The organism is Rhodomicrobium sp. R_RK_3 (genome assembly GCF_002198715.1).
GTDB lineage: Bacteria > Pseudomonadota > Alphaproteobacteria > Rhizobiales > Rhodomicrobiaceae > R-RK-3.
In genome coordinates, this window is record NZ_MWLK01000022.1 from 52,755 (window position 1) to 65,326 (window position 12,572).

At 66.6% G+C, this 12,572-nt stretch carries 12 protein-coding genes; 5 read left to right on the top strand and 7 right to left on the bottom strand.

Translation table 11 applies throughout. The features are described 5' to 3' along the window. Positions 1 to 150 precede the first annotated feature (150 nt). The 3 genes from BLEFHOIH_RS12670 to BLEFHOIH_RS12680 all read right to left on the bottom strand — a co-directional run bounded on the left by BLEFHOIH_RS12670 (position 151) and on the right by BLEFHOIH_RS12680 (position 2,318). Positions 151 to 654, bottom strand: a complete 504-nt coding sequence (locus tag BLEFHOIH_RS12670) for a PH domain-containing protein (protein WP_088345969.1) — start codon at positions 652 to 654, stop codon at positions 151 to 153. Between the two features lie 102 nt (positions 655 to 756). Continuing rightward, positions 757 to 1,332, bottom strand: a complete 576-nt coding sequence (gene rsmD / locus BLEFHOIH_RS12675) for a 16S rRNA (guanine(966)-N(2))-methyltransferase RsmD (protein WP_088345971.1) — start codon at positions 1,330 to 1,332, stop codon at positions 757 to 759. Beyond that, a complete protein-coding gene (locus BLEFHOIH_RS12680; RefSeq protein ID WP_088345973.1) occupies positions 1,329 to 2,318 on the bottom strand; it encodes a pseudouridine synthase in 990 nt (329 codons plus the stop codon). Before BLEFHOIH_RS12680 ends, rsmD begins: the two co-directional genes overlap by 4 nt. An 86-nt stretch (positions 2,319 to 2,404) precedes the next feature. Here BLEFHOIH_RS12680 and BLEFHOIH_RS12685 point away from each other — a divergent pair, with 86 nt between their 5' ends. After that, on the top strand, positions 2,405 to 3,487 hold the full coding sequence (locus BLEFHOIH_RS12685; protein ID WP_088345975.1) for a hypothetical protein: 1,083 nt from the start codon (positions 2,405 to 2,407) through the stop codon (positions 3,485 to 3,487). A 168-nt stretch (positions 3,488 to 3,655) separates the two neighbouring features. Then, the gene (locus BLEFHOIH_RS12690) at positions 3,656 to 4,102 is read left to right on the top strand and encodes a nucleoside deaminase (protein WP_245297001.1); all 447 of its coding nucleotides are present in this window, start codon (positions 3,656 to 3,658) and stop codon (positions 4,100 to 4,102) included. Between the two features lie 378 nt (positions 4,103 to 4,480). Here the strand turns inward: BLEFHOIH_RS12690 and BLEFHOIH_RS12695 are convergent, their stop codons facing one another. From BLEFHOIH_RS12695 to purD, 3 genes are read right to left on the bottom strand one after another with little or no spacing between them, the layout of a single operon-like run. Further along, entirely contained in the window at positions 4,481 to 5,350 is an 870-nt protein-coding gene (locus BLEFHOIH_RS12695) for a patatin-like phospholipase family protein (protein WP_170937136.1), read from the bottom strand. A gap of 37 nt (positions 5,351 to 5,387) precedes the next feature. Continuing rightward, the gene (locus BLEFHOIH_RS12700; protein WP_088345979.1) at positions 5,388 to 6,314 is read right to left on the bottom strand and encodes an alpha/beta hydrolase; all 927 of its coding nucleotides are present in this window, start codon (positions 6,312 to 6,314) and stop codon (positions 5,388 to 5,390) included. Beyond that, the gene (purD, locus tag BLEFHOIH_RS12705) at positions 6,295 to 7,590 is read right to left on the bottom strand and encodes a phosphoribosylamine--glycine ligase (protein ID WP_088345981.1); all 1,296 of its coding nucleotides are present in this window, start codon (positions 7,588 to 7,590) and stop codon (positions 6,295 to 6,297) included. Before purD ends, BLEFHOIH_RS12700 begins: the two co-directional genes overlap by 20 nt. A gap of 116 nt (positions 7,591 to 7,706) precedes the next feature. Between purD and xseA the strand changes: the two genes are divergently transcribed. Then, positions 7,707 to 9,302, top strand: coding sequence for an exodeoxyribonuclease VII large subunit (xseA, locus tag BLEFHOIH_RS12710; RefSeq protein WP_088345983.1), 1,596 nt, complete (start codon positions 7,707 to 7,709; stop codon positions 9,300 to 9,302). 169 nt (positions 9,303 to 9,471) lie between these two features. Beyond that, the gene (locus tag BLEFHOIH_RS12715; protein ID WP_088345985.1) at positions 9,472 to 9,705 is read left to right on the top strand and encodes a DUF2093 domain-containing protein; all 234 of its coding nucleotides are present in this window, start codon (positions 9,472 to 9,474) and stop codon (positions 9,703 to 9,705) included. 15 nt (positions 9,706 to 9,720) lie between these two features. Here the strand turns inward: BLEFHOIH_RS12715 and BLEFHOIH_RS12720 are convergent, their stop codons facing one another. After that, entirely contained in the window at positions 9,721 to 10,692 is a 972-nt protein-coding gene (locus tag BLEFHOIH_RS12720; protein ID WP_088345988.1) for an alpha/beta hydrolase, read from the bottom strand. Positions 10,693 to 11,017: 325 nt separating this feature from the next. Between BLEFHOIH_RS12720 and BLEFHOIH_RS12725 the strand changes: the two genes are divergently transcribed. Then, positions 11,018 to 12,550 (top strand): acyl-CoA carboxylase subunit beta, encoded by a 1,533-nt coding sequence (locus tag BLEFHOIH_RS12725; protein ID WP_088345990.1) that lies wholly within the window; start codon positions 11,018 to 11,020, stop codon positions 12,548 to 12,550. Positions 12,551 to 12,572: the final 22 nt, after the last annotated feature.

Consider the following 12,572-nt stretch of genomic DNA (forward strand, 5'->3'; position numbering starts at 1 on the left):
CAAGGGCGGGGGACGCGCGGCACAGCGGCGATCCCCGCGAATTCAGAAGCCTGTCTTTCGTCGCCCCGGCCGTCAGAGCCGGGGCGCACTCGCATCAGCATTGCCGCAGTGCTAGCGGATCGATGACGGCGTCCGGGACGACGCGTGCGCCTACGCCCGCTGCGGCGAGGCCCCGGCGCTCACCGGCTCCGTCGCGTGCTGGATCTCGCCGATTGCCTCCTGCAGCGCCTTGCGCAGCTCGAGCGGATTGCCGATGGCGGGCAAAAAGATCTCCTCATTGCCGGTGCCGTGAATGTCCAGCTTGCCGTAGCCGAAAATCCGGCCGCCGATGTCCTGCGCCAGATTGACCTGCTCGATGGCGCGGAGCTGCAATTCGGCGGTCGAGCGCTTGATGATGCCGGTCTTGTAGATCAGCCGCTGGTTGGTGACGCCGATCTCGGTCGCCCAGATCGGGATCATGATGGCGAGATAGATCACCAGGCCGACAAGCGGCGGGCCGAGCACCACGATGGGATATTCGGCATTGTAGCTCAGCATGCCGAGCAGGACGGACACGATCAGCGCGCCGTAAGCCAGCGCGTAATGCACCCAGTGGAAGTGGGCGACATAATGCACGGTCTCGTTCGCGCCGAGGCTGTCTTCAATATAGCTCATGGGCTCCGCTCCTGGCCCGCTCAGCCGCGGCGGGACCGTTTTAGGCGCCGAGGCGATTTGCCTTGCGCGTCGAGGTAACACCGGAGAGGGCTTAGCGTTTCGTTAACCAGCCGCCGCTTGCGGGGTATACGTAAGAAAAAACACCGCGGTGTCGCCGTAGACACGCCGGTCGAGCAGCGAAAAGCCCGGCGGCGGCGCGAATTCGGCGTCGGCGTGCTCCTCGACGACCGCAATCGCGCCCGGCGCGGCCCAGCCGTCGGCCAAGGCGGAGGCGAGCGCCGGTTCGGCGAGACGCTTGCCATAGGGCGGATCGGCGAAGATCAGGTCGAAGGGGCGCAAATTGCCCCGGCCGCCGAGCTTGGTCGCGTCGCGGCGGTAGATTTTGGTCTCGCCCATCGCGCCGACGGTCTCGATATTCTGCCGGATCAGTCCGCGCGCCGTCGAATTGTCCTCGACGAAATGCACGTAAGCCGCGCCGCGCGACAGGGCTTCGAGGCCGAGCGCGCCGGTTCCGGCAAAGAGATCGAGCACGCGCGCGCCTTCGATCTCGGCCCCCTCGATGCCGTGGGCGAGGATGTTGAAGATCGATTCCCGCACGCGGTCGCTGGTCGGGCGGATGTCGTTGCTCTTGGGTGCGGCGAGCGCCATGCCGCGAAAACGTCCGGCGACGATCCTCATCGGGCTGGCCGCTCGCGGCGCGTGGGTTTGCCGCCGGGGCGCGCGGGTTTGCCGCTGCCGGATGGGCGGGCGGGCTTCTCGGCCCCGCCGCTCGGGCGGGCGCTACGCACCGGCCGTCCGCTCTTGGCGGGCCGTGAAGGCTTCGACGGCTTCGCCTCCCCCGCCTTCTCGGCCTGCCCCCGGTTCTGCTTCTTGTCCCTGAGGCCGAGCGCCAGCGCGATCTCCTCGCCGAGCTGGTCGCCCAGCACCCGCCGCTTCACCTCCTCGACGGCGCCGGGCTCCAATTCGCCCAGCGAGAACGGGCCGAAGGACAGCCGGATCAGCCGGTTCACCACCACGCCGAGGTGATCCATGATGCGGCGCACCTCGCGGTTCTTGCCCTCGCGCAAGGCCAGCGTCAGCCAGCTATTGGCGCCCTGGGTGCGGTCGAGCACCGCCTCGATCGGGCCGTAGCGGATGCCGTCGATTTCGATGCCGCCGGCGAGCGCGTCGAGGGCGCTCTGCTCCAGCCTGCCGTTCACCCTAACTCTGTACCGGCGCAGCCAACCCGTTGATGGCGCTTCCAAATGTCGCGCCAGCGCGCCGTCGTTGGTGAGCAGCAGCAATCCTTCAGTATTAAAGTCCAGCCGGCCAATTGAAATTACCCGCGGCATGTCTTCAGGCATGGCCTCGAAGACGGTCGGGCGACCCTGTGGATCACGGTGAGTGGTGACGCGCCCCTTTGGCTTGTGGTAACGCCAAAGCCGGACTGGTTCGGCTGTGGATAAGGATTTGCCGTCTACCAGAATCACATCGCGCGAGGTTACATTGACCGCCGGGCTCGCGAGTGCCCTCCCGTTCAGCGTAACGCGGCCTTCGCCGATCAGTTTCTCGGCGTCCCTGCGCGAGCACAGCCCAGACCGGGCAATGATTTTGGCGATTCGTTCGCCCTGGGAGCTTTCGGGCAAGCTTGCAGTGGTGTGTGTATCTCGCCGTAAGCTCATCATTGCCTCTTTTGGACTGTTATAATCTGCGAAACTGATTCTTGACACGACGGGGAGATCAGATGCGTCGAGATCGAATAATCAAAGCCGTGAACACACTGAAGGACGCGCTGCAGGCCGCGCAGATCCGGGAACTGCTGCGGGCGGCGCGCAACGGCCAGCAGGCCGAAGGCGTCAACCGTACGCAAAAGATCCTGCTCGCCTACAATGTCTTCATGCGCCATTATCAGGAATTCGCCGATGACGAAAAGGAGATGATGACCTTCTTCGGTCTTACTCCCCTGCTCGATCTGGCCTTCTGGTCGGCGCTGATCGACGGCGAACAGGCGGTCTCCCGCAAGCTGATGGCCGATGTCGACGTGGGCGCCTACAATGTCATCTTCGTCATGCCCAAGCTGCGCGAGCTGCTCACCCGCGAAAACGACCGCGACCAGCTCATCGTCGCCGACGCGACGGGCGGCGACCAGGAAATCAAGCGCCTGCGCCTCTTGGTGGCCGAGCGCGAGCGCTCCCTGACCGATCCGCACATCATCATCAATGTGATGCGCTCGCTGGATGAATTCTACGAAGGCATGGCGGCGCTGCGCGGCGGCGACAATACCGGCCTGACGGTGGGCTCGATCGATAGCGGCAGCACGAAAAGCTTCGACTTTTTCGGCGCGGCGGCGATCATGGACGAGATCTCCGAATTGCTGATCGCGGTGTGGGACCGCATCAAATATTCGGCGGAGGACAATTTCCGCTACCAGATCGAAGTCGCCATGATGGCGGCCGGCTTCATCAACCGCGTCAAGGACGCCCAGACCGGCGGCCGCATCAGCGAAGAGCAGGGCCAGCGCATCACGCGCTCGGTGGCCAAGGCGATCGAGACGCTGTTCCGCTCCGGCGCCTTCACCGAGGAAATGGATGCGGTCCGCGAAGTGCGCGCCAGCCAGTTCCTGGTGCCCAAGACGCAGCTCCTGGAATATCGCCGCGAGGAGGCCCGCGTTGAGTTCAAGTCGATCGAAATGCGCGACGGCCTGGACGCCGACAAGGTCGAGCCGCTCACCCGCGTGCATGACGGCAAGGACCAGCTCGCAGCGGGCGAGGCTCCGGTGGTCGGGCCGGCCAACCTCAAGATGCAGCATGCGGCCGTTCCCGCGCCTGCCAGTGACACTTCGGACGCCGCGTAAGCGGCGTCCAGAGCCATCCCCGTTCCGCCTGCATCGGAACGGGGCTCTGCCTTTTGCTTCGACACGCCTTGCCGTCACACCGGTACGATCCCTGCCTACGCGGGGACTCGCTTTTGCGCTTCAGGCTCGCGGCCCAGGACCGGGCCGTTTCGCGCGTTCACTCCCATGATGTCAGCCTCGTTCATGACCCTGGCGCTCGACGAGGCCAAGGCCGCCGCCCTGCGCGGCGAAGTGCCGGTCGGCGCCGTGCTGGTCGGACCTGACGGCAGCGTGCTCGCCCGCGACGGCAACCGCGTCCTGGAATTGCGCGACCCGACCGCCCATGCCGAAATGCTGGTGATCCGCGCCGGGGCCGCCGCCCTGGGCAGCGAGCGCCTGACCGGCTGCCAGCTCCACGTCACGCTGGAGCCCTGCACCATGTGCGCCACGGCGATCTCCTTCGCCCGCATCGGCCGGCTGTATTTCGGCGCACCCGACGAGAAGGGCGGCGCTGTCGAGCATGGCGTCCGCTTCTTCGCGCAAGCCACCTGCCACCACGCGCCCGAAGTCTATGGCGGCATCGCCGAGACGGAATCGGCGGCGCTCTTGCGCGCATTCTTCAAGTCGCGGCGGTGAGGCACTCCTCGTCGTCCCGGACGCCGCGAAGCGGTGAGCCGGGACCCAATCATATCTCCGCGATTGCTGCGGCAAGATGTGAGGCGACTGGGCCCCGGCTCTGACGGCCGGGGCGTCGGCAGGGGATTGCGCCTTTACGCCCGCGATGCCGCAGCGGTCCATCAGAGCGGGTGATTTTGATGGCAACGCGCCGCGCCTCGCCGCAGCCCAACCCTCTCCAAGGGGAGAGGGTGGCACGCGAAGCGTGCCGGGTGAGGGGTTGCGGACTCGCGGCTCGCTCACGAACCCCTCACCCCCGCCCTCTCCCGAGGGAGAAGGAGTCCGGCTGCGGATCGTGATTTGGGGGCGTTGATTGGATCCGTTTAAACCGATCCCGCTCTAGGCGCGACGCCGCGCCGCGATGGCGGCTTCGCAGGCGCGTTTGAAATGGTCCTTGGCGCTGATCGACTCGGCGAAAATCTCGTCGATCTTGTAGAAGTCCAAGACCCGGAAATGGCCGATATCCGGGCGGATCATGATGTCGGGGGCGGAGGATTTCAGCTTCTCCCGCATCACCGAGCGCATCGAGATCTGGTTCGAGCCGATGATGGAGTCGATCAGCGACGGCATCTGGCCCCGGCTCTGCTGCGGCCCGGCGCTGATGTCGATGGCGGCGACAATGTCGGCGCGGCCTTTCAGCAGGTCGAACGGCACCGGATTGACGAAGCCGCCATCGACCAGCACCCGCCCGTCCAGCTTGATCGGCCGCAACACGCCCGGCAGGGCGCAGCTCGCCGCGATGGCGGGGACGAGCGGCCCGGTACTAATGAGATGCTGGCGCTGCAGGTAATAGTCGGTCGTCACCGCGATCAGTGGGATCTTCAGCGCCTCGAAGCTGCGCGGTAAGGTCTCCGGCAGCAGCGCTTCGAGGATGCGCTCGCCGGAGAAGACCGAACCGCCGCCGCTGCGCAGCTCGCCAAGCGCGTTCCAGCGCGAAAACAGCCTTCTGACGATCCGCGTGCGCTTATGGAAGAGCTCTTCGCAATAGGAGCGGATGTCCGGGCCGCTGATGCCGGACGCATAGGCCGCGCCGATCAGTGCGCCGATGCTGGTCCCGGCGATGACGCGCGGGACGATGCCGAGCTCTTCGAGCGCTTCCAGCATCAGCACGTGGGCGAAGCCGCGCGCCCCGCCGCCGCCGAGCGCTAGAGCGAAACTCGGATCGGCCCCGTCCGACGGCTGGCCGTCCGGCGTCGCGGCGGGAGGCACGGCGTGCAGGTCCCCTGCCGAAAAAGGGCGGCGGGGCCTAGCGCGGGACATCGGGCTTTGCCCCGCTCATGAAGCCGGCAATGGCGGCGATGGTCTCCTCCGGGCATTCCTCCGGCGGGAAATGGCCGGATGGCAGCGAATGGCCGACGACATCGTCGCACCATTCCTTCCAGATGCCGAGCGTGCCGCCCGTCTTGCTCGGGATGCCCTTGTCGCCCCAGAACACCGCCGTCGGGCAGGTGATGCGGCGGCCGGCCTTGCGGTCTTCCTCGTCGGCGGCGAGGTCATAGCCGGCGCCCGCGCGGTAATCCTCGCAAGTGGCGTGCAGACGCTCCGGCTGATTGAAGGCGGCGCGGTAATGGGCGAGCGCTTCGGGCGCGAAGACGCTGAGATCGCCGGAGCCGCCCCACAGCGCCAGCTTGTGATCGAGCCAGCCTGTCGGATCGCGGCCGATCATCTCTTCCGGCCAGGGCGCGGGCTGGGCGAGAAACGCCCAGTGAAAGCTCTTCATGGCGAGATCGCGCGTCATGCGGTGCCACATGTCATAGGTCGGCACGATGTCGATGGTGATCAGCTTTTCCACCCGCTCCGGATGGTCGAGCGCCAGCCGGTAGCCGACGCGGCCGCCCCGGTCATGGCCGCAATAGAGGAAGCGATCGAGGCCGAGCTCATCGGCGATGTCGATGATGTCGCCCGCCATGGCGCGCTTAGAATAGCTGAAATTCTCCGGCTCGTCGGCGGGCACGGAACTGGCGCCATAGCCGCGCAGGTCACAGATGATCAGCCGGAAATGCGCCGCGAGGGCCGGCGCCACCTTGTGCCAGATCACGCCGGATTGCGGGTAGCCATGCAGCAGGAACAGCGCCGGGCCCTCGCCGCCGATGCGGGCAAAAATCTCCGCGCCGCGCGTCTTGAAGCGGCGGCTCTCGAAGCCGGGGAAGAGGTCAGGCAGGCTGTTTTGCATCAGGGGTCTCCCGTTGGACGGCGCGCCAGCCGATGTCCCGGCGGCAGAAGCCGCCGGGCCAGTCGATCCGATCGACGGCCTCATAAGCTCGGGTCCGGGCCTCGGCGGCGGTCGCCCCGAGCGCGCAGACATTCAGCACGCGCCCGCCATTCGAGAGAACGCGCGCGCCATCGCGTTTGGTTCCGGCGTGGAAGATGGTGACACCCTTGATCTCGGCCGCCGCGTCCAGCCCCTCGATCTCGGAGCCCTTCTCGTAAGCGCCGGGATAGCCGTTCGCGGCCATCACCACGGCCAGCGCGGTTTCATCGCTCCAGCGCAGGTCGAAATTGCCCAGCACGCCGTCAGCGGTGGCAAGCAGCGCGGCCAGCATGTCGGATTTCAGACGCAGCATCAGCACCTGGCATTCCGGATCGCCGAAGCGGGCATTGTACTCGATCAGCTTCGGCCCGTCCGCGCCGATCATCAGCCCGGCGAACAGCACGCCCTGATAGGCGATTCCGCGCGCGTTGAGAGCGGCGACCGTCGGCAGGATGATCTCGTCCATGACGCGCACGGTCATCTCGGGCGTCATCACCGGGGCGGGCGAATAGGCGCCCATGCCGCCGGTATTGGGGCCGGTATCGCCGTCGAAGGCGCGCTTGTGGTCCTGGGCGCTGGCGAGCGGCAGCACGTTGCGTCCGTCGCAGAGCGCGAAGAAGCTCGCCTCCTCACCGTCCATGAAATCCTCGATGACGACCGAAGCGCCCGCCTCGCCGAATGCGCCGGCAAAACAGTCCTCGACGGCGCGCTCCGCCTCCGCCAGCGTCTCGGCGATGGTGACGCCCTTGCCCGCCGCCAGCCCGTCCGCCTTGATGACGATGGGCATGGTCCGGTCGCGCAGATAGCCGAGCGCCGCCTCGCGGCTGTCGAAATGGCCGAAACCGGCGGTCGGGATGCCGGCGGTGACGCAAAGCTCCTTGGTGAAGCTTTTCGAGCCTTCGAGCTGCGCGCCCGCCCGGCCCGGCCCAAAAGTCCTGATCCCGGCCTCGCGCAGATCGTCGGCCAATCCGGCGACCAGCGGCGCCTCCGGTCCCACGACGACCAGTTCGATGGCCTGGGCGCGGCAGAAGGCGACGACCGCGCCGTGATCGGCGGCATCCAGCGGCACGCATTCGGCGCAGTCGGCGATGCCGGCATTGCCGGGCGCGCAATAAAGCTTGGTCAGGATCGGGCTGGCGCTGATCGCCCAGGCCAGGGCATGTTCGCGCCCGCCGGAGCCAATGATAAGGACGTTCATCGTCTGAGCAGTTTTACAAGGGTCATGCGAAAGGGCTGATAGCACGAATCGGCTTAAAAATGCACCGTCTCGGCGGGGACTGGAATTTTGTGAATCATCCTCTAGATTGAACAGCGATGAACGATACTCCCATCGGCAATGTCGCGGAATACACCGTCACCGAGCTGTCCATGGCGGTCAAGCGCACCGTGGAGGACAGCTTTGGCTACGTGCGGCTGCGCGGCGAAATCTCCGGCTTTCGCGGCAAGCATTCCTCCGGCCATGCCTATTTCGCGCTGAAGGACGACCGCGCCAAGATCGATGCGGTGATCTGGAAGGGCACCTTTGCCGGCCTGCGCTTCAAGCCCGAAGAGGGCATGGAGGTGATCGCGACCGGCCGCGTCACCACCTATCCCGGCAAGTCGAGCTACCAGATCATCATCGAGGCGCTGGAGCCTGCCGGCATCGGCGCGCTGATGGCCCTGCTCGAGGAGCGCAAGAAGAGGCTCGCCGCCGAAGGGCTGTTCGACGAGGCGCGCAAGAAGCTGCTGCCCTTCCTGCCGCGCGTCATCGGCGTCATCACCTCGCCGACCGGTTCGGTCATCCGCGACATCCTGCATGGCTTCGCCGAGCGCTTCCCGCCGGCCTGCGTCTTCATCTGGCCGGTGCGGGTGCAGGGCGAGACCTGCGCGGCGGAAGTCGCGGCGGCGCTGCACGGCTTCAACCGGCTCGGGCCGGGCGGTCCGGTGGCGCGTCCCGACATCATCATCGTGGCGCGCGGCGGCGGCAGCCTGGAAGACCTCTGGGGCTTCAACGAGGAGATCGTCGCGCGCGCCGTGGCGGCGAGCGTCATTCCGGTGATATCAGCCGTCGGGCATGAGACCGACTGGACGCTCATCGATTACGTCGCCGACGCCCGCGCGCCGACGCCGACCAAGGCCGCCGAATGGGCCGTGCCCAAGCATAGCGAACTGATCGCCCGCATGACCGAGCTGCGCCAGCGCCAGCGCCATGCCGTCATCCGCGCCATCGAGGGCAACCGCTCCGATCTGCGCGCGGCGGCGCGGGGGCTGCCCAAGCCGCAGGACCTGATCGGCCTCGCCCGCCAGCGTTTCGACGGGGCGAGCGGCCGTCTGCGCCATGCGCTGCGGGGCTTTGCCTCCGAGAAGCGCGGGCGGCTGGAGCGCTGGCAGGGGCGGCTCGACTTGCGGCTCATCACCCAGCGCGCCGAACGCTGCCATGAGCGGCTGCGCTCGCTCGACCGCGAGATGAGGCAAGTTGTCCGGCGCCATGTGCAGCAGCGTCATGTACAGCTTGGCAAGCAGGGCGCGCGTCTGCAGCCGGGGCTGCTGCGCTATCCGGCGCTGCGGGGCCGCGAGCGGCTGGATGTGCTCGCAGCGCGCGCCGGACAATGCCTGACGGTCGCCGCCGAGCGCCGCCGCCGCCGCATCGATTCGCTGGCGCAATTGCTGCGCTCGCTGAGCCATAAAAGCGTGCTGGATCGGGGCTTTGCCCTGGTGCGCGACAGCGAGGGCCGGATGCTGCGCCGCGCCGCCGAGGCGGAAGCGGCGGGTTGGGCCGAACTGGAATTTTGCGATGGCCGCGTCGGCGCCGAGATCGAGCCCGGATTGGTGGCGGGAGACGGCGAGCGCGTGCCGCAACGCGCCGGCGCGGGCGAAGCGGCGAACCGCAAGCCCAAGAAGGCGAAGGACAAGCAGGGCCAGCTCTTTTAGCGCCCTGCACCGTGTGCCGCATGGCGGCGATCTGTGAAAATGCCCGTTCGAGACTGCGCGGTGAGAAAAAATTCACCACGGTTGAAAATACTGGGTGAGAACTTCATCTGTACAACGAAATATGAATACCGGATATTGTGAATGAGTTTCCAATCAGCACGCGGTGTCGATGAATCGCTTTGAGAGACAGATCGGGCAGGCGGGAGAAGCGAAGCTGCGCTATCTCGACGGCGAGTTTCAAATCCTCTCGCCCGGCAGCTTCGTGCGCTGCGCCGTGACCGGCCAGCCCATCGCCATCGAGAACCTGCGCTATTGGAGCGTCGAGCTGCAGGAAGCCTATATCGACGCCGCCGCCTCGCTGCAGCGCTTCCTCGAGATCAAGAACCGCCGTCGGGGCGTTTGACGCCTCGCGGCCTGCTCAGGAGGACGCCCGCGCGCGCGGCGCGGCGGCGGTCTGGGCGTCGAGTTTCCGGATCGCCTCGATGACCGCAGGCCCCTCGACATGCATCAGCATGTGGCCCGCGCCCTTCAGCACCTGGATCTCGGCCGAGCGCAGCCGGTCGAGCGCGTGCAGATGCAGCTCCGGCGGGAGAACCCGGTCCTCGGTGCCGAACAGGCAGATGACCGGCGCCGCGATCTCCGGGTAGCGTCCGGCGATTTCGCCGGCGGTGGACCGCGCGTCGATGAAATCCTTGAAATTGGTGACGATGCTGATGGGCCGCAGCCCGAGCAGCGCCCCGCTCGCCATGCCGAAATCCTTGGGCACGGCTTGCGGCGCGAAGACGGCGGCGGTGATCGCCGGGCCGTTCTTGATCGCAGACGGAATGCCGACCGTCCAGGCGATCAGATGCTGCATGATCGGGGACGGCACATCGAGATAGCGGAACATCGGCGGCGGATCCCGCTGCGGCGCGGCCGCCGGGGCGAGCAGCGCATAGCCGCGCGCCTTGCCGGGATGCAGCACCGCATGGGCGAGCGCCACCGCGCCGCCGAGCGAGTGGCCGACGATCAGCGGGTCGGCAATGCCGAGCTTATCCAGCAGCTTTTGCAGGATCGCCGCTTGCGCGGCCGGGCTGGCATCCGGCCCGGCGCGCCCGCTATAGCCGCAGCCGGGGCGGTCGATGGCGATGACGCGGTTGGTCCTGGCGAGGTCGTCGAGGATGGTGGCGGTGAACTGCATCAAATTCGCCGCGAGACCGTGGATCATCACCACCGGCGCGCCCTCGCCCCGATCGACATAATGCAGCCTCGCCCCGTCGATCTCGGCGAAGCGGCCGGCGGGCGGCAGCGCCCGCTCCACCCGGCGCGCCATGCGCCATGCGCTCACGGCCAGCGCCGCAAGGAAGATCGCGGCGATGCTCAGCGCGATGGCGATGATCGAAGCCAGCATCTCCTCCCACGTCCTGGCCGCATGCGGGCCGACTGCATCATGAATGCATCCAAATCGCGGCGCGCCGATGACGCATGGCCGCTCCGCGTGGATCGCGCGATGTCCGGCGGGCGACTTTAGGGCCGCATCGTGGCGATCCCGTTAATGGCGCCGATCCGAGAGGCCCGCTCTGGCCCCATTATGCCGGATCGTCGCGCCCAGGAATATGCCGGGAAACCGAAGGTCGGATTGACGCGCGCGCCGGCTTCGGCGCCAATTAAGTGGATGTTTTGCCAACGGGGCGCATGATAATAACGGGCCGTCACAGGAGCGGGATCGGGAAGACATGAAGCAGGTTGTGGAAGAATTGGCGCGGCGCCGCGCGAATGCCCGTCTCGGCGGCGGCGAAAAGCGCATCGATGCGCAGCACAAGCGGGGCAAGCTGACCGCCCGCGAGCGCATCGAACTCTTGCTCGACGACAAGTCCTTCGAAGAATACGGCATGTATGTCGAGCATCGCTGCACCGATTTCGGCATGGCGGAAACGAAAATCCCCGGCGACGGCGTCATCACCGGCTGGGGCACCATCAACGGCCGCACTGTCTATATCTTCGCCAAGGATTTCACCGTCTTCGGCGGCTCGCTCTCCGAGGCGCACGCCCAGAAGATCATGAAGATCCAGGACATGGCGCTGAGGAGCCGCGCGCCGGTCATCGGCCTGTTCGACGCCGGCGGCGCGCGCATCCAGGAGGGCGTCGCGGCGCTCGGCGGCTATGGCGAAGTGTTCTTGCGCAATGTGATCTCCTCCGGCGTGATCCCGCAGATCTCCGTCATCATGGGGCCTTGCGCGGGCGGCGACGTCTATTCGCCCGCCATGACCGACTTCATCTTCATGGTGAAGGACACCAGCTACATGTTCGTCACCGGCCCGGACGTCGTGAAGACGGTGACCAACGAGGAGGTGACGGCGGAAGAGCTGGGCGGCGCTAGCATCCACACGACGCGCTCCTCCATCGCCGACCATGCCTATGACAATGACGTCGAATGCCTGCTGCAGATGCGGCGGCTGATGGATTTCCTGCCGTCGAACAACCAGTCGGGCGTGCCGGTCGTGCCGACCGAGGACCGCTTCGACCGCTCCGAGCCCTCGCTCGACACGCTGATCCCCGACAATCCGAACAAGCCCTACGACATCAAGGAGCTGATTTTGAAGGTCGCCGACGAAGGCGATTTCTTCGAGATCCAGCAGGCTTACGCGCGCAACATCGTCACCGGTTTCGGGCGGATCGAGGGGCATACGGTCGGCTTCGTCGCCAATCAGCCGATGGTGCTGGCCGGCGTACTGGACAGCGATGCCAGCCGCAAGGCCGCCCGCTTCGTACGCTTCTGCGACTGCTTCAACATCCCGATCATCACCTTCGTCGACGTGCCCGGCTTCCTGCCCGGCACCGCGCAGGAATATGGCGGGCTGATCAAGCACGGCGCCAAGCTGCTCTTCGCCTTCGCCGAGGCGACCGTGCCGAAGGTGACGCTGATCACCCGCAAGGCCTATGGCGGCGCCTATGACGTGATGTCCTCCAAGCACATTCGCGGCGACGTCAATTACGCCTGGCCGACCGCCGAAATCGCGGTGATGGGTCCGAAGGGGGCAGCGGAGATTTTGTACCGGTCGGAGCTCGGTAATCCTGAGAAGCTTGCGGCGCGCGTGAAGGAATATCAAGACCGCTTCGCGAACCCGTTCGTCGCCGCCGAGCGCGGCTATATCGACGAAGTCATCATGCCGCGCAACACCCGCACCCGGATCGCGCGGGCGCTGAACATGCTTCGCAGCAAGACCGTCGAGAGCCCATGGAAGAAGCACGATAATATTCCGCTTTAGGGGGCGGAGCAGGGGAGGGGGA